A 16,956-nucleotide genomic window follows, 5' to 3' on the forward strand; every position below is an offset into this window, starting at 1 on the left:
CACAATCCCAAGGTCGAGACCGACATTGGGATCATGCGCTGATTCGATAGGGTCTTTCACCCTGTGCCCTTCCGGTGGGATGGGCTGTCGTCTTAGGCCTTGCCGCTCGCGGCGATCACGTCGAGCAGCATCTGGGCGCGACCGGTGACGTTGCGCGGGCTCTGCGCATCGTCGACGATCTGCTGGAACCAGGTCTTCGCCTTGGCGTAGTCGCCGGACTTGTAGGCAGCGAGACCAAGGGCTTCACGCGCCGAGTGGCGCATGTTGTTCTGCGGCGTAGCAAGCTGCTCGACCTCGGCCGAAACCTGGTCGTAACCGCCGGTATCGACGAGCAGGTAGGCTGCACGCAGACGCGCTGCCTCCTGGATAGCTGCCGGGACGCTGCTGTCCTTGCCGATGGCGGAGAAGGCCTTGGCAGCCGCCTCTGTCTCGCCCTTCTGCGCCTGCAGCGTGGCAGCGCGCAGACGCGCCAGCACCGGATAGGCGCCGTAGCCGTCCTTCTCCAGCGTGTTCAAGGCGGCGAGCGCCTCGTCCGTCTTGTTTTCCTTGGCGAGGTTGAGCGCCTGCAGGAACGCATCCCCCGACTTCGAGGAGGCGCCATCCTGCCAGTAGTCGAAGCCGACCTTGCCGATGGTGCCGAGTACGATAAGCACGGCGATGGCCACGATGACGCCGCCGAAGCGGGCCCAGATGCTCTTCATCTGGTCGGAACGCAGTTCCTCATTGACCTCGCGGATAAAGCTGTCGTCTTGGTTCGCCATCTATTGCCCCGGCCTTGCCTGCACACTGGCCCGTCGCGCCAACGGTCACATGACCATCGGCGAAACGGACACTCTCAAACTGTTCGAGCATGCACGAGGGGTCCTTGCCGCACCCGCCGCACTCTCATGGATTTTGCGCCTTCTACCCGATTTTGCGGCGCTTGTAAGGGGGCCGACGCGATTTAGAGCGCCTATGGCCGACACGAGGCCGACTCCGTCGCTCTAAATTTTCTGTTACTGCAATTCCGGACGCAAAACCGCGGTGCACTTTTGCATCAGCCCATGACGACCGGTGCAACGCCGATCAACCATTCGTGCAGCTTCCAGACGAAGAGCACGTAGGCGACAAGCCCGATGATGATGGCGAGCACATCGTTGGAGGCCGATTTGAACACCGGCAGTACGCGTTCGCCTGCCCGCTCGCGGCGTTTCAGCGAGATGCGCAGGATCACCGCCCAGGCGAGAAATGAGCCGAACAGCAGGACGGAGGACGTCTCACCATTGGCGAGCAGATGCGCAAGTGCCCAGACCTTGATCGAAAGCACCTGAGGATGCTTGACCGCAACCGCGATGCGCCCGGCCGGGAGGAAGCCGGCAGCAAGGAAGATGAAGGCAAAAAGCATCAGAAGCAGTGCGATGTGGCGCATGAATACGGGCGGATCGTAGAGCATGCCCGTTTCGCTGCGGGCCTGGCCGAAGCCATAGATGATCAGACAGAGGCCGATGAGGCTGAGGATTGCATAGATCCCCATCCAGGTGCCCTTGCCGCGGCGCTCGATGACGCCGGCGCGGAAACCGGGCGCGACGACGCGGATGAGATGCAGGCCGAGAAAAAGAATGATGCCGAGAACGAGTATCGCCATGGGGCCACCGCTTTGTTCGAGTATCGGGCAAACTCAGCGCCGCTCGTCGGAAAAGACGGGAGCTGGCCGCTGAAGCGTGTTGATTTCCAGTGTATTCGGTTCCCGGACCGATTCCGCCCAGGTTGCTATGGAGTAGCCTTGATAGCGCGTTTTTTCCAGACCGATCAAAGGATTGCCGCATTTTCGAACCATTTGCGACAAAACCAAAACAGTGCAGTTGATCATGATCCGTATTCCGCTTGCCCTCTCGCTCGCCCTTCTTCCCGCTCTTGCCAGGGCCGAGCCGGCGTCGCCGGCCACCGCGCCCGCCGGTGACAGGCAGTTGGTGATCGTCTCGTTCGACGGCGCGCATGACAACGCGCTATGGGAAAAAAGCCTGGCGATGGCCAAGCGCACCGGTGCGCATTTCACCTATTTCCTCTCCTGCACCTTTCTGATGACCCGGGCGGACGGCAAGACGCTCTACAAGCCGCCGGGCCAGAAGGCAGGCCGCTCGAATGTCGGCTTCGCGCAGAGCCGTGAAGAGATCGCGGCCCGCGTCGGCCACATCTGGCAGGCCCATCTCGACGGCCACGACATCGCCAGCCACGCCTGCGGCCACTTCGACGGCAAGGGCTGGAGCAAAGCCGACTGGCAAAGCGAGTTTTCGACCTTCAACGCGGCGCTCAAGGACGCCTGGAAGAAGGCGGACAAGCCCGAGGCCGAGCCGGCCGGCTGGGCCGAATTCGCCGCAACCGGGATCAAGGGATTCCGCGCCCCCTATCTGTCGCTGAGCGACGGCCTGCTGCCGGCGCTGAAGGCGAACAACTTCACCTATGACGCAAGCCTGGTGACCAAGGGTCCGGGCTGGCCGACGACAAAGGATGGCCTGCCGCGTTTCGGACTGCCGCTGATCCCCGAAGGGCCGTCGCAGCGCCCTGTCATCGGCATGGACTACAATCTCTTCGTCCGCCACTCCATGGGTGTGGAGAACAAGAAGGACAGCGCCCGCTTCGAGGAGCGCACCTACGAGGCCTACAGGAAAGCCTTCGACCGGGAATATGCGGGCGACCGCATCCCGCTGCAGCTCGGCTTCCATTTCGTCGAAATGAACGGCGGCGCCTACTGGCGCGCGCTCGATCGGCTGTTGGGCGAAGTCTGCGGCAAGCCCGACGTCGCCTGCGTCAGCTACGCCCAGGCGCTGCCGCTGATCGAGCAGGCAAAAAAGAAGGCGGGTCGAACCGCCTTCTGATTGCTATGCGTTCGGCCAAGCTCAGGCCAGTTCCTCTTCACCACCGACCTCGATGAACTTCTGATCGATATGCGGTAGCGGCTCTTCGTCGATCGTCGCCTCGAACGCGCGCAGGCGCTTGTAGATCGACAGGAGCTCGACGATCGTCGGCCAGGAAGAAACCAGATACTGGAACGACGAGGTGACCTGGCCGAAGGCGCCGGAGATTTGGTTCAGCGCGCCAAGCGTGATCTTACCGGCAATAATCGACGGCGCCAGGATCAGCAGCGAAAAGATATTGTTGATCTGCAGGTAGAAGATGCGGGCGATGTTGAAATAGAGATAGTGGAAGTACAGCCGGAAATAGTTGCGGCGCACGTTCTCGAAAAGGTCGGCAACGGTCGTCGGCTGGGCGCGATCGGCGTGATCTTCGCCATAGACCAGTTCCTTGCGGTAGGCCGCCTCGACGCGCTGGTTGCGGAACTCAAGCCCCGGCAATTTGATGCCGACGACAGCCAGGAACACGGTGCCGAACAGCGACCAGAGCACCGCGGCGGTGACCAGCGGATAGGGAATGGCGCCGACGATCGGCAGTTCGGTGACGTTTGCGGACAGCCGGATCAACACCGGCGTAAACGCGATCAGCGTCATCACGCTGTCAATCAGGCTGACGCCGAGACCTTCCACGGTCGTGGAAAAGCGCATCGTGTCTTCCTGCACACGCTGCGAGGCACCTTCGATATGGCGCAGCTTGCCCCAATGGGCCATGTAGTACTCGTTCATCGCGGTGCGCCACCGGAAGATATAGTGGCTAACGAAGAAGCGCGTCATGACGGCCACGGCCACGGCGACGAGCGCGATCGCGAGGAAGGTGGCGATTTCGCCGTAGAACTCTTCCGCGGTGACGACCTTTGACTTGGAAACCGCCGCCTGGATCAGGTCCCAGAACGGCCCATACCAGTTGTTGATGGCGACGCTGACCTGCACCTGAAAATAGGTGACGAACAGAATGAGCGCGGATCCGAGGATCGACCAATTCTGCCAGCGATGCGGTGAGTAGACGTACCAGAACGCCGCAAATAACCCCGTGACCAGCGCGAAATAGATGTAGAACCAGAGGAAGGCCGGAGACCAGAAGGCGGAAATGCCGACGATCGGCGGCGCGTCGGACGGCAAAGGCGGCATGCCGAAGACCGCCCCCAGTTGCTCGCCTTCCCCATACCAGAAGGCGATGGCAACCAGCGACCAGACGACAAAGGAAATGAAGAAGAGCTTCGGCTTCGGAAAGAAGGATAGGAACAAGTGCGGCACTCTCGTTTCGGTGGAGACGAACAACTCGCCTCCCGAAGCGCCGAAACTAGGGCAAAGCGCCGTCGTCAACAATCGGGTAATGTAAACGTTACTGTTATTTCATCCAGGCGAGCGCCGGTGCCGGAGGGTCTTTTTTCGCCGCTGCTCAGGCCCTCAATGCCTGTGAAATCCGCTTCAATTCGACGACAACGACCCCACCGCACAGGAAAAGAACGGCAGCAGCGATCAAGGTTGGTGCGGCGAAGCTGCCGGTGCGCTCCGCAAGCCAGCCGGCGACCAGCGGACCGACGATTTGCCCAATACCGAAAGCAGCCGTCATCAACGCAAGCGCCTTGCGCGGGCTCTCGGGCGCCAGCTTCCGGCCGATCTGCAGGCCATAGGCAGTGATCATCATGAAGGTTGCGCCGAGCATCAGGCCGCCGGCAAGCGGCGCATAGGGCAAAGGCAGGCTGACCGTCAGCACCAGCCCGACCGCCTCGACCAGAAGGCCGATCGCGTAGACACCGGCAAGACCGAAGCGCGGCACGGCAAAGCGCCAGAGATAGACGGAGAGCGCTGCGGCAAGCCCCGTCAGCAGCCAGGCGAGAAATTCGATGCTGTGGCCGCCGCTCGGATCACGCGCCATGGTGACGAGGAAGGTTGCGGTGATCACGTAGCCGAAGCCGAAGAGCGCATAGGTGAACGTCACTACGGTCAGCGGCCGCGTCCAGCGCAGCGGCCTTTCGCGCACCGGACCAGAACCGGACGACGGAACGCCGGGAAGAAGTGCGGCAACGACGATCGTCCCGACCAATCCGACCAGCGCGCCGGTAAACCAGTCGCCCATGGAGGTCGTCAGGCCGGCGCGACCCGCGATCGGGTTCGCCCATACGCAAAGCGATGAAAACGCGATGCCGAGGCCGACGCCGCCAAAGTGAACGGCCGGCACGTGTTCCGAGCGCGCGAGCACGCCATGGCCGAGCACGATGCCGGAGATGAAGATCATCGCAAAGGCGCTGGCAAGGCCGGCGAGGAAACGGATCAGCGCCAGCACGACGACGGAGGACGAGAGGCCCATGGCCGCCAGCAGAGCCGTCGTGGCGACGAGCGACAGCAGACCGATCCGCCGCTCGTGCCCATGGGCCCAGCCATAGGCCGCAAGAATGGCGCCAGCGAGATAGCCGACGAAATTGGCCGAGGCGATGAGCCCGGCATCACCCGGCGACAGGCCGAGATCCACCATCATCGCCGGCAGGATCGGCGTATAGGAGAAGCGTCCGAAGCCCATGGCGACGGCCATGGCGATGGCGCCGGCGGTTGCCGTGGCGGAGATGTTGGTCTGCAGCGGTCGGTCGAGCGTGGTCATATCATTTTATTGCGCCGCAACACGACGCACGACAAACGACAATAATTGAAGGATCTATTGAAGAAATCGAACGATCGCCGATTTCAATGGCTTAGACCAATCACCGGAAAGGTGAGATGCACCACATCACGGCGGCAGATCATGCACCGCGGCGATGGAGCAAAAAATCGTCTGGAGGACGGCGGAGGCTGCAGGCCGCCGCCGTATCCCTGGTTCATTCAGCCCGGTAGTGTCACCACCAGCGGCCCGCCGCGGGTGACGACAACTGTGTGCTCATACTGCACCGTCGGCGCGCGCGGGTCGCTGTAGAGCGTCCAGTCGTCGTTGCCGCCCTCGGCCCATTGCGCGCCCATCGACAGGAAGGGTTCGACGGTGAAGACCATGCCGTCGGTCATCCGGCGACGTTCGCGCGGATCCGGCCAGGTTGCGATCTCGGTCGGCTCCTCGTGCAGCGAGCGGCCGATGCCGTGGCTGGCGAGATTGGTGACAAGCGAATAGCGGTTCTTGCGGGCGAAGTCGCCGATCGCGTTGCCGATGGCAGCCAGCGGCTGGTCGGGGCGCACCTGCTTGAGGCCCACCCACATGGCCCGCTTGCCATCGCGGCAGAGCCGGTCGATCGCGGCCGTGACCGGCGGTACCGGGAACGAGGCGCCGGTATCGGCAAAGATGCCGTCCTTTTCGGCCGAGACGTCGATGTTGACGAGATCGCCGGCCTTGATCACGCGGTTGCCGGGAATGCCGTGGGCGATTTCCTCGTTGACGCTGATGCATGTGGCACCAGGAAACTGGTAGCAGAGTTCGGGCGCCGAGCGTGCGCCGGCCTCTTCCAGTACCTTGCGGCCGATCGCATCGAGTTCCGCAGTGGTAATGCCGGGCTCGAGCGCCTCGCCCATCGTCTGCAGGGCATTGGCGCAGATGCGGCCGATTTCCTTCAGCCGCAGCAGATCTTCTTCGTTGTTGAGGGTCATCCGTGTCTCGCTTTCGCGCTCACATGTAGCGTGTCGCAACGCGTTATGCCAGCGTCGAGCGGGACGACCGGAGCCGGGCCCCAGCCCCGGTCGTCGAATGGTCAGACGGAGGCCGCCGCTGCTGCCCTTTCCTCGGCCAACGCCTGGCGCACGAGCGGCGCCACCCTGGTGCCGTAGAGTTCGATGCCGCGCATGATCTGGTCGTGCGGCATCGGACCGATCGCCATCTGCAGCAGGAAGCGATCGTTACGGAACAGCTTCCAGTTCTCGACGATCTTCTCGGCCACCGTTTCCGGATCACCGAGGAAGAGGTTGCCGTCGGGGCTGCGCGCCTGGTCGAAATGCGCCCGGTTCGTCGGTCCCCAGCCGCGCTCGCGGCCGATGCGGTTCATCACTTCCGCCTGCGGCCCGTAGAACTGGTCGGCGGCAAGATCGGTCGTATCGGCGATGAAGCCGTGCACGTTGATGCTGGTCTTGAGCTTTTCCGGGTCCTGACCGGCGCGGCGCGCGGCCTCGCGGTAGAGGTCGAAGAGCGGCGCAAACCGGCGCGGCTCTCCGCCGATGATCGCAAGCGCCACCGGCAGGCCGAGCGCACCCGCGCGGGCCACCGATTGCGGCGTGCCGCCAACGGCGATCCAGAGCGGCAGCACCTCCTGCAGCGGCCGCGGATAGACGCCGCGATCATGGATCGCCGGCCGCATCTCGCCGGCCCACGAGACCTTTTCGCTTTCGCGCAGCGCCATCAGGAGGTCGAGCTTTTCGGCAAAGAGCTGGTCGTAGTCATCGAGCGACTGGCCGAAGAGCGGGAAGGATTCGATGAACGACCCGCGACCGGCCATGATCTCGGCGCGGCCGCCCGAGATCAGATCAAGCGTCGAGAATTGCTGGAAGACGCGTACGGGATCGTCCGAGCTCAAGACCGTGACGGCACTGGTCAGCCGGATATTCTTCGTTTTTGCCGCTGCGGCCGCGAGGATGACCGCCGGCGCGGAGGCCGCGTAGTCAGGCCGATGGTGTTCGCCGAGCCCGAAAACATCGAGGCCAACCTGATCTGCAAGCTCGATTTCCTCGAGAAGGTTCTTGAGGCGACGCTGGCCCTCCCTGCCCTTGTGATCCGCGTTCGGATCGACATCCGCAAATGTGTAAAGCCCGAGTTCCATGAGGTCTGTCCTTTTTCTGTTTGCACAACAGATAGTTGGCGCACACATGAGCAGCAAATGCGCATCCGGGAAACGCTGTGTTTCCCGGATGCATACGAACGAGACCTTACCCTCTGGGTAGACCGTCAAGCAGGACGTCGAGGCCCTTCCGGAACGTGCCATCCCAATCGCTGTCCAGGAGCAGGCGCGTGCGCTCGATCGTCGGATAGCGTTCGCTGAGCGCCGAGAGGCGCTTCTGTCCGGCAGCCTGGTCGGCGTGCGAAAGCGCGAAGCTCGCCCGGGTGACGGTGGCGCCGAGCACGTAGTTCCAGAGCGACCAGATCGCGACATTCATGTCCGCGTCGGCAACGCCGGCTCTCGACAGCACCTCGCTCATGGTTTCCAGGCGGCCGAGTACATTCGCGCCGAGCGCCCGGCGCGGCAGCAGCGACGCCGACCAGGGATGGCGCAGCATGATTGCGCGCCAGTCTTCGAGCATGTGAACCACATCCCTGCGCCAGTCCTCGGGCCCGATCCTTTGCGGGGGCGCGCGATAGGCAAACACCGCATCGAGCGCCAGGTCGAAGACCTCCTCCTTGTTGGCGACATGCCAGTAGAGGCTCATGACGCCCGCACCGAGACGGTCGGCGAGACGGCGCATCTTCAAGCCGTCGATACCCTCGGCGTCCAGCAATTCGACCGCGGTCGCCACGATGCGCTCCAGAGACAGGGACGGCTCGCCGCCCGGCTTCTTCCCGGCCTGGGCTGCCGACTCTACCCGCTGGGAGCGTTTGCCCTGCCCGCCGTTCCCTTTCGCCGCCATGCGTCTTCCTTGCTGATTGGAGGTGTCGATTTACGCCGACAACGCGCCGGATGTCGATCCTGAACGATTGACTCGTACGGCGTACGATGTAAATGAGTCGTACGCCGTACGAGTCAATAGCAAGAGCGTCGGCGAAAGGTCAAACCTGCAGACCTGCAAGCGGCATCGCGCGCAGACCTCGGAGACGAGAGAACACCATGTCACGCGCAATCAGACATCTCATGATCGGAGGACTCATCATCATGACTACGGGCGTTTCCACGGCGGCCACAGCGAGCGAGCAGGCGGCCAAGCTGACGGTCGTCAACCCCACGAACCTCTACGACCCGACGCCGCATGGCTATAGCACCGCGGTGATCGTGCCTGCCGGGGCACGGGTGGCCTACATTTCAGGACAGGGCGGCCAGGATAGCACCGGCGGCCTGTCTCCCGACTTCGCGGTTCAGGTCAAGCAGGCCTATGCCAATCTGGGCGCAGCGCTCGAGGGGCTCGGCGGAAGGCCGGACCAGGTCGCCAAGCTCACCATCTTCGTGGTCGACCACGACATGTCCAAGCTCGAGGTCCTGACCGGCAGCGTCAAGGAAATGTTCGGCGCGACGCTGCCGGCGCAGACACTGGTACCCGTGCCCAAGCTGGCGGTCGACGGCATGCTGTTCGAGGTGGAAGCGGTCGCTGTCATCGACTGACGGCGGCCCGGAAGGCAGAGTATGGTCGGGAGAAACGGACGCGCGGCGAAAATCGCCGCTCGCCCGGCTCTTAGCTCAGCGTCCTTTTGACCGCGTTGCGCCAACCCTTGAACTTGGCCTTACGCGTCTTTTCGTCCATGGCGGGCTCGAAGCGGCGGTCGCGTGCCCAGGACTTGGCAAAGTCTTCCTGCTTCGGCCAGACGCCGGCGCGGCTGCCGGCAAGCCAGGCGACGCCGAGCGCGGTCGTTTCCAGGATGACGGGCCGATCGACCGGCGCGTCGAGCAGGTCGGAAAGCCGCTGCATCGTCCAGTCGGAGGCAACCATGCCGCCGTCGACGCGCAGAACCGTCTCCTTGCCGTTGTTGCGCCAGTCCTTGTGCATCGCCTCAAGCAAGTCGCGCGTCTGGTAACAGACGGCTTCGAGTGCCGCGCGGGCAAACTCCGCCGGACCGGTGTTGCGGGTCATGCCGAAGATCGCGCCGCGCGCGTCCGGATCCCAATGCGGCGCGCCGAGCCCGGTGAAGGCCGGCACGAGATAGACGTCCTGCGTCGGATCGGCGCTTGCGGCAAGCGTCCCGGTATCGGGCGCAGCCTTGATCACCTTCAGCCCGTCGCGCAGCCATTGCACCGCAGCACCCGCGACGAAGATCGAGCCTTCGAGCGCATAGGTGGTTTCGCCATCAAGCTTGTAGGCAATGGTGGTGAGCAACCGGTTCTTCGAACGCACCATGTCCTTGCCGGTGTTGAGCAGTGCGAAGCAGCCGGTGCCATAGGTGGATTTCAACATGCCCGGCTTGAAGCAGGCCTGGCCGATGGTCGCCGCCTGCTGGTCGCCGGCAACGCCGAGGATCGGGATCGCCGCGCCGAAAAGTGCGGTATCGGTAACGCCGAAATCGGCGGCGCAATCCTTGACCTCGGGCAGCATGGCACGCGGCACCTTGAGGATCTTCAGAAGCTCGTCGTCCCAGGCATTTTCGGCGATGTTATAGAGCAGCGTGCGCGAGGCGTTGGTCGCGTCGGTCACGAAGGATTTGCCGCCGGTCAGCCGCCAGATGAGGAAGGTATCGATGGTGCCGAAGCAGAGTTCGCCCTTGGCGGCGCGGGCCTGCGCCCTGTCGATGTTGGTCAGCAGCCAGTTGAGCTTGGTGCCGGAGAAATAGGGATCGAGCAGCAGGCCCGTCTTCCGGGTGAAGGTCTTTTCCAGCCCCTGCTTCTTCAGCCGATCACAATAGGAGGCGGTGCGACGGTCCTGCCAGACAATCGCGTTGTGAATGGGATTGCCGGTCTCGCGATCCCAGACGACGACGGTTTCGCGCTGGTTGGTGATGCCGATCGCCGAAAGGTCGCCGGCCTTGATGCCGGCCTTGGCGATAGCGTCCTCAACCGTCGAAAGCACCGTCTGCCAGATTTCCTCGGGATCGTGTTCGACCCACCCGGATTTCGGAAAATACTGCTTGAATTCCTTGTGGCTGGCCCCGGCGATCTGCTGCTGACCGTCGAAGATGATCGCCCGGCTCGAGGTCGTACCCTGATCGATCGCGAGAATGTATCCGCCCATATGCCCCTCCCCGGCCACACGCATGTTTGTTCACCCGGCCTTGAAGGCGGGATCTCATTTCGAAAACTTCAATACGATGGCAAAACGAATGTCAAACGAAAACAAAACGCAACCGTCGACTTCGCCATTCCCCTCCTCAACTCTGCGGTCCGCAACCCAAAAACACAATTGTCAGCGCCGGCGTTTTCCGCGTAGGCTGGCGCTGTTGCGCCGCAACAAAGCAGTGCGCGGCGCCACAAAGGGAGAGAGCAGCAATGACGAAAACAGCGGTCATCACCGGTTCGACGAGCGGCATCGGGCTTGCGATCGCCAAGGCCTTCGCCAAGGGTGGCGCCAATATCGTGCTGAACGGCTTCGGTAGCCCGGACGAAATCAAGAAGGCGACGGACGACGTCAGCGCGCTGACGACAGGAACGGTCGTCTATCATGCTGCCGACATGACGAAGCCAGCCGAGATCGCCGATCTGATCGCCACGGCGACGACCCGCTTCGGCGGCGTCGATATCCTCGTCAACAATGCCGGTATTCAATATGTCGAGAAGGTCGAGGATTTCCCGATCGAGCAATGGGACCGCATCATCGCGATCAACCTCTCCTCATCCTTCCACACGATCCGCGCCGCTATTCCCGGCATGAAGGCGAAAGGCTGGGGCCGCATCATCAACATCGCCTCGGCCCATGGCCTCGTCGCCTCGCCCTTCAAGGCGGCCTATGTGGCGGCGAAGCACGGCGTTCTCGGTCTGACGAAGACCGTGGCGCTCGAAGTGGCCGAAAGCGGAATCACTGCGAACTCGATCTGCCCGGGCTACGTGCTGACGCCGCTCGTCGAAAAGCAGATCCCCGATCAAGCCCGCACCCGCGGCATCACCGAGCAGCAGGTGATCAACGACGTGATGCTGAAGGGGCAGCCGACGAAGAAGTTCATCACCGTCGAACAGGTCGCAGCCCTTGCCGTCTATCTCGCCGGCGACGACGCGGCACAGATCACCGGCACCCATGTGTCGATGGACGGCGGTTGGACGGCGCAGTAACGGCCGACATCCGTCAAGTGGACGGCAGCGCGGACCGGATGCCCCCGCGCTGCCCGCATGGCGTGCAAAAGTCCGCTCAGCCCTTTGCTTTTCTGCATAACCACCTAAGATCAAAGTGATTTCAGGACGTATGCAGCAGCAGGGAATGAATGGCATGCCCCAGCCGACCGGTTCAATCAGCTTCATCCTTAACGACCGCGAGGTCGCTCTTTCCGACATCGCACCGACAACGACGCTGCTCGACTATCTGCGGCTGGAACGCCGGCTGACCGGCACCAAGGAAGGTTGTGCGGAGGGCGACTGCGGCGCCTGCACCGTGCTCGTCGGGCGGCTGGTCAGCGACCGGCTCGTCTATGAAAGCGTCAACGCCTGCATCCGTTTCCTCGGCTCGCTGCAGGCAACCCATGTCGTCACCGTCGAGCATCTCGCCGGTCAGGATGGCACGCTGCATCCGGTGCAGCAGGCAATGGTCGATTTTCACGGCTCGCAATGCGGCTTCTGCACGCCCGGCTTCGTCATGTCGCTCTATGGCCTGTGGCTTGGCAACGACAGCCCCAGCCGCGCCGATATCGAAAAGGCGCTGCAGGGCAATCTCTGTCGCTGCACCGGTTATGAGCCGATCGTGCGCGCGGCCGAAGCGGCGGCAGAGGCGCGCCCCTCCAACATCTTCGATCCGATCACCAGGGAGCGGGAAACGATCACCATCAGGCTGAAGGCGCTGGCACCGACGGAAACGATCACACTCCGCCAGGGCGAAAATTGTCTGATCGTGCCGGCCGACGGCAGTGGCCTGGCGGAAGCGCTCGCCGACCATCCCGGGGGGACGGTCGTTGCCGGCTCCACCGATGTCGGCCTCTGGGTGACGAAGCAGATGCGGACGATCAACCCGGTGATCTTCATCAACGGAATCACCGAATTGCAGCAGATCGAGGAAACCGCGGACGGTCTGATTATCGGCGCCGGCGTCAGCTACACCATGGCCTATGCCGCCCTCGCCAAGACGTTTCTCGGGCTCGGTCCGCTGATCAACCGCATCGGCGGCGAACAGGTGCGCAACATGGGCACGATCGGCGGCAATATCGCTAACGGCTCACCGATCGGCGACAGTCCGCCGCCCCTGATCGTGCTTGGCGCGACGGTGACCCTGCGCTCGACCGCCGGTCGGCGGACGTTGCCGCTCGAATCCTTCTTCATCGCTTATGGCAAGCAGGATCGCCAACCCGGCGAATTCGTCGAAAGCATCTTCGTGCCGCGCCTACCGGCGGGCGATCTCTTTGCCGCCTACAAGATCTCCAAGCGCCGCGACGAAGATATCTCCGCGCTGCTTGGCGCGTTCCGTCTATCGGTGGATGGCGGCATCGTCCGCTCCGCCCGCATCGCCTTCGGCGGCATGGCCGCGACGCCCAAGCGCGCCAGCAACGTCGAGGCGGCGCTGATCGGCAAGCCATGGACCGAGGAAACGGTCCGCGCCGCGCAAGCCGCCTTCGAGACCGACTACCAGCCGCTCACCGACTGGCGGGCAACGAGCGACTACCGCATGCTTGCGGCGAAGAACCTTCTGATGCGTTTCTTCCTGGAAAGCGGCGGCGAGCCGGCGCAACTGGTTCGCTTTGCTGCGGGAGGCCGATAATCATGGACAAATCCACCTTCGAGGAACGCAAGACGATCCGCGGCGAGATGCATGTTTCCCAGCGTCACGACAGCGCCCACAAGCATGTCTCCGGCACCGCCGACTACATCGACGACATGCCCGAGCCGGCGGGCACGCTGCATGGCGCGCTTGGCATGACCGACCGGGCGCATGCGGAAATCACCGCCATGGACCTTTCGGCCGTCGCCGCCGTGCCCGGTGTCATGCTGGTGCTGACCGCCAAGGACATGCCGCATTCCAACGACATCAGCCCGAGCCACCTGCATGACGAGCCGGTGCTTGCCGATGGCCTCGTGCAGTTTCATGGCCAGCCGGCCTTCGCCGTGATTGCAGAAACCCGTGACATCGCCCGTCGGGCGGCAAGGCTCGCCAAGATCACCTACCGCGACCTGCCGCATTTCACCGACATTCTCGATGCCGTCGCCCATGGCGGGCAGTTGGTCACCCAGCCGCTCACGCTGCAGCGCGGCGATGCCGAGGCGGAGCTGGAAAAGGCGCCACGGCGGCTCAAAGGCAGCATGCGCATCGGCGGACAGGAGCATTTCTACCTCGAAGGCCATATCGCCCTTGCCATTCCCGGCGAGGACGACGAGGTCACCGTCTGGTCCTCGACCCAGCATCCGAGCGAGATCCAGCACATGGTCTCGCACGTGCTCGGCGTGCCCTCCAATGCGGTGACCGTGAACGTGCGCCGCATGGGTGGTGGCTTCGGCGGCAAGGAAACGCAAGGAAACCAGTTCGCAGCCCTTGCCGCGGTCGCGGCGAAGAAGCTCAACCGCGCCGTCAAGTTCCGCCCGGATCGCGACGAGGACATGACGGCAACCGGCAAGCGCCACGACTTCCTGGTCGATTACGACGTCGGCTTCGACGACGAGGGCCGCATCCATGCGGTCCATGCCAACTACGCGGCGCGCTGCGGCTACTCTTCGGACCTCTCCGGCCCGGTCACAGACCGTGCGCTGTTCCATGCGGACAGCTCCTATTTCTATCCGCATGTGAAGCTCACCTCACAGCCGCTGAAGACCAACACGGTCTCAAACACCGCTTATCGTGGCTTCGGCGGCCCGCAAGGCATGGTCGGCGGCGAGCGCATCATCGAGGAAATCGCCTACCAGCTCGGCAAGGATCCGCTCGAAATCCGCAAGCTGAATTTCTATGGCGACAAGGGCTCCGGCCGCGATGTCACGCCCTACCATCAGCAGGTCGAAGACAACATCATCGCGCAGATCGTCGCGGAGCTGGAAGAAAGCGCCGACTATCAGGCGCGCCGTCAGGCGATCCTCGCGTTCAATCGGGAAAGCCGCGTCATCCGCAAGGGCATCGCGCTGACGCCGGTGAAGTTCGGCATCTCCTTCACCATGACCGCCTTCAACCAGGCGGGCGCGCTTGTGCATATCTACCAGGACGGCTCGATCCACCTCAACCACGGCGGCACCGAGATGGGCCAAGGCCTCTACATCAAGGTCGCGCAGGTGATCGCCGACAGCTTCCAGGTCGACCTCGACCGCGTTCGTATCACTGCGACGACGACCGGCAAGGTGCCGAACACGTCGGCGACCGCCGCCTCTTCGGGCTCTGACTTGAACGGCATGGCCGCCTTCGACGCCGCGCGCCAGATCAAGGACCGTCTCGTCGGTTTCGCCTGCGAGCGCTGGCAGACGACGCCCAAGAATGTCAGCTTCGTCGCCAACCACGTGAAGATCGGCGAGGAGCTGATCCCCTTCCCTGAATTCATCAAGCAGGCCTATATGGGCCGTATCCAGCTTTCGGCCGCCGGCTACTACAAGACGCCGAAGATCCACTGGGATCGCGCCAGCGGCCGCGGCACACCCTTCTATTACTTCGCCTATGGCGCTGCGGTTTCGGAGGTTTCGATCGACACGCTGACCGGCGAATACATGGTCGACCGGGTCGACGTGCTGCACGACGTCGGCCGTTCGCTCAATCCGGCGATCGACCTCGGTCAGATCGAGGGCGGCTTCGTGCAAGGGATGGGCTGGCTGACGACGGAAGAGCTCTGGTGGGACGACAAGGGACGGCTTCGCACCCACGCCCCCTCCACCTACAAGATCCCGCTTGCCTCCGACCGGCCGAAGATCTTCAACGTCAAGCTTGCCGAATGGTCGAGCAACGCCGAGAAGACCATTGGCCGCTCCAAGGCGGTGGGAGAGCCGCCCTTCATGCTGCCGATCTCGGTGCTGGAGGCTTTGTCCATGGCAGTCGCCAGTGTGGCCGATTACCGCGAGTGCCCGCGGCTCGATGCCCCGGCAACACCGGAGCGTGTGCTGATGGCCGTCGAGCGTCTGCGCAATCGCTGACGGCCATCACGATTTGCCTCAGATCCGCGGCAGTTCATTGATGCTGAACAGGCGGCGAGCGTTGGCCATCGCCTCCTCGTCGTCGCGGTGCGGGCTATGGACATCCATGAAACCCATGTCTCTCTTGATATGATCGGAGAGCGCGTTGACATCGAGCATCGACTTGGGGGCAACAAGGCCGCCGAACAGGGCGGCTGTGAGCCGGGCGACCGGCTCGAATGAAAGAAATGCTTTTCTTTCAGTACGTTCGTAAGTGTCGCAAGTCATTTCAGCACCTGTTTCGTCTTGGGAAGTTGACTTGAAGGATGCCGTGGAGGAGGATCGAAATCCAATCGAACATCCGTCTGGATGCATCAAGAGAACTTATCCATGAAGATGTCGAAGCAGTTTCCGCTGAATGCGCTGCGGGTCTTCGAAGCGGTCGCAAGGCTCGGCAGCTTCACCAAGGCCGGTGAAGAGCTGGGCATGACCCAGACGGCCGTCAGCTACCAGGTCAAGTTGATCGAGGAGAATGTCGGCGAGCCGCTGTTCCTGCGCCGCCCGCGCCAGATCTCGCTGACGGAAGTCGGCCAGCGCATGGCGCCGCGCGTCACCGAAGCCTTCGAGATGCTGCAGGAAGCGGTTTCGAATGCCCGTGGCGATATCGACAGCGCGCTCCTGATCAGCTCGACGCCGACCTTCGCCTCGCAATGGCTTGCCCGCAACATCGGCAGCTTCCAGCTCGCCCATCCGAACATCGCCGTTCGGCTGACGACCAGCGACTCGCTCACCGATTTTACCCGCGAGCCGGCCGACCTTGCCATCCGCTCGGGTGCCGGCGTCTGGCCCGGCCTCGACACGCATCCGCTGATGCGGGTGGAATTCAGCCCGATGCTGAGCCCGGCGCTTGCCGAGACCATTGGCGGCGTGCACGAGCCGCGCGACCTGCTGAAGCTGCGCATCATCGATCCCGGTGACCCCTGGTGGCCGATGTGGTTCAAGGCCGCCGGCGTCAAGGATCCCGATCTCGAAGGACGGCCGCACAGCCGCCTCGGCGCGCAATCCTTCGAGGCGCGCGCCGCCATCGCTGGCCAGGGCGTGGCGATCCTGACGCCGGAATTCTACCCCGATGACGTGGCGCTCGGTCGGCTCTACCAGCCCTTCGAGCTGCGCTGCAGCGACGGCTGCGATTATTGGCTCGCCTATCCGCACGCCCGCCGCAACACACCCAAGATCAGGATTTTCCGCGACTGGATCCTCGGCGAACTTTGCGCGCCGAACTTCCTGCAAGCAAATAGCGCTTGAGGAGCGTC

The 16,956-nt window shown here is 63.3% G+C and carries 16 protein-coding genes; 6 read left to right on the plus strand and 10 right to left on the minus strand.

Annotated features, from left to right (window positions below):
* Positions 1-92: 92 nt before the first annotated feature.
* The 3 genes from IB263_RS11755 to IB263_RS11765 all read right to left on the minus strand — a co-directional run bounded on the left by IB263_RS11755 (position 93) and on the right by IB263_RS11765 (position 1,849).
* Complete coding sequence (locus IB263_RS11755) at positions 93-761, minus strand: tetratricopeptide repeat protein (RefSeq protein WP_034788954.1); 669 nt, start codon at positions 759-761, stop codon at positions 93-95.
* 275 nt (positions 762-1,036) lie between these two features.
* Complete coding sequence (locus IB263_RS11760; protein ID WP_060518793.1) at positions 1,037-1,624, minus strand: NnrU family protein; 588 nt, start codon at positions 1,622-1,624, stop codon at positions 1,037-1,039.
* Positions 1,625-1,657: 33 nt separating this feature from the next.
* The gene (locus IB263_RS11765; protein ID WP_060609314.1) at positions 1,658-1,849 is read right to left on the minus strand and encodes a hypothetical protein; all 192 of its coding nucleotides are present in this window, start codon (positions 1,847-1,849) and stop codon (positions 1,658-1,660) included.
* Here IB263_RS11765 and IB263_RS11770 point away from each other — a divergent pair.
* Positions 1,848-2,855: a polysaccharide deacetylase gene (locus tag IB263_RS11770; RefSeq protein ID WP_083523777.1), complete on the plus strand. Its 1,008-nt coding sequence runs from the start codon at positions 1,848-1,850 to the stop codon at positions 2,853-2,855. The genes IB263_RS11765 and IB263_RS11770 overlap by 2 nt on opposite strands.
* A gap of 21 nt (positions 2,856-2,876) precedes the next feature.
* On the opposite strand, the gene sbmA is transcribed toward IB263_RS11770, so the two are convergent.
* From sbmA to IB263_RS11795, 5 genes are all read right to left on the minus strand, one after another.
* A complete protein-coding gene (sbmA, locus tag IB263_RS11775; RefSeq protein ID WP_060609315.1) occupies positions 2,877-4,136 on the minus strand; it encodes a peptide antibiotic transporter SbmA in 1,260 nt (419 codons plus the stop codon).
* Positions 4,137-4,290: 154 nt separating this feature from the next.
* Entirely contained in the window at positions 4,291-5,490 is a 1,200-nt protein-coding gene (locus IB263_RS11780) for an MFS transporter (RefSeq protein WP_192438526.1), read from the minus strand.
* A gap of 218 nt (positions 5,491-5,708) precedes the next feature.
* Positions 5,709-6,458, minus strand: coding sequence for a type I methionyl aminopeptidase (gene map, locus IB263_RS11785; RefSeq protein ID WP_034788960.1), 750 nt, complete (start codon positions 6,456-6,458; stop codon positions 5,709-5,711).
* A 101-nt stretch (positions 6,459-6,559) separates the two neighbouring features.
* Entirely contained in the window at positions 6,560-7,618 is a 1,059-nt protein-coding gene (locus IB263_RS11790) for an LLM class flavin-dependent oxidoreductase (protein WP_060609318.1), read from the minus strand.
* A 106-nt stretch (positions 7,619-7,724) separates the two neighbouring features.
* Positions 7,725-8,420 carry a TetR/AcrR family transcriptional regulator C-terminal domain-containing protein gene (locus tag IB263_RS11795; RefSeq protein WP_060609321.1) on the minus strand — a complete coding sequence of 232 codons (696 nt, stop codon included), beginning with the start codon at positions 8,418-8,420 and terminating at the stop codon, positions 7,725-7,727.
* 197 nt (positions 8,421-8,617) lie between these two features.
* Here IB263_RS11795 and IB263_RS11800 point away from each other — a divergent pair, with 197 nt between their 5' ends.
* Complete coding sequence (locus IB263_RS11800; protein ID WP_060609324.1) at positions 8,618-9,106, plus strand: RidA family protein; 489 nt, start codon at positions 8,618-8,620, stop codon at positions 9,104-9,106.
* A gap of 70 nt (positions 9,107-9,176) precedes the next feature.
* Here the strand turns inward: IB263_RS11800 and glpK are convergent, their stop codons facing one another.
* Positions 9,177-10,664, minus strand: coding sequence for a glycerol kinase GlpK (gene glpK / locus IB263_RS11805; RefSeq protein WP_060518801.1), 1,488 nt, complete (start codon positions 10,662-10,664; stop codon positions 9,177-9,179).
* Positions 10,665-10,918: 254 nt separating this feature from the next.
* On the opposite strand from glpK, the gene IB263_RS11810 reads away from it, so the two are divergent.
* From IB263_RS11810 to xdhB, 3 genes are all read left to right on the plus strand, one after another.
* Positions 10,919-11,695, plus strand: coding sequence for a 3-hydroxybutyrate dehydrogenase (locus tag IB263_RS11810; protein ID WP_089045040.1), 777 nt, complete (start codon positions 10,919-10,921; stop codon positions 11,693-11,695).
* A 154-nt stretch (positions 11,696-11,849) separates the two neighbouring features.
* Positions 11,850-13,325, plus strand: coding sequence for a xanthine dehydrogenase small subunit (xdhA, locus tag IB263_RS11815; RefSeq protein WP_113079387.1), 1,476 nt, complete (start codon positions 11,850-11,852; stop codon positions 13,323-13,325).
* 2 nt (positions 13,326-13,327) lie between these two features.
* On the plus strand, positions 13,328-15,664 hold the full coding sequence (gene xdhB / locus IB263_RS11820) for a xanthine dehydrogenase molybdopterin binding subunit (protein WP_113079381.1): 2,337 nt from the start codon (positions 13,328-13,330) through the stop codon (positions 15,662-15,664).
* 18 nt (positions 15,665-15,682) lie between these two features.
* On the opposite strand, the gene IB263_RS11825 is transcribed toward xdhB, so the two are convergent.
* The gene (locus IB263_RS11825) at positions 15,683-15,931 is read right to left on the minus strand and encodes a hypothetical protein (protein ID WP_113079382.1); all 249 of its coding nucleotides are present in this window, start codon (positions 15,929-15,931) and stop codon (positions 15,683-15,685) included.
* 102 nt (positions 15,932-16,033) lie between these two features.
* On the opposite strand from IB263_RS11825, the gene IB263_RS11830 reads away from it, so the two are divergent.
* Positions 16,034-16,948 carry a LysR substrate-binding domain-containing protein gene (locus IB263_RS11830; protein ID WP_034788978.1) on the plus strand — a complete coding sequence of 305 codons (915 nt, stop codon included), beginning with the start codon at positions 16,034-16,036 and terminating at the stop codon, positions 16,946-16,948.
* Positions 16,949-16,956 lie beyond the last annotated feature (8 nt).

Source organism: Ensifer sp. ENS03 (genome assembly GCF_014852035.1).
In the GTDB taxonomy this organism is placed as follows: Bacteria; Pseudomonadota; Alphaproteobacteria; order Rhizobiales; family Rhizobiaceae; genus Ensifer; species Ensifer adhaerens.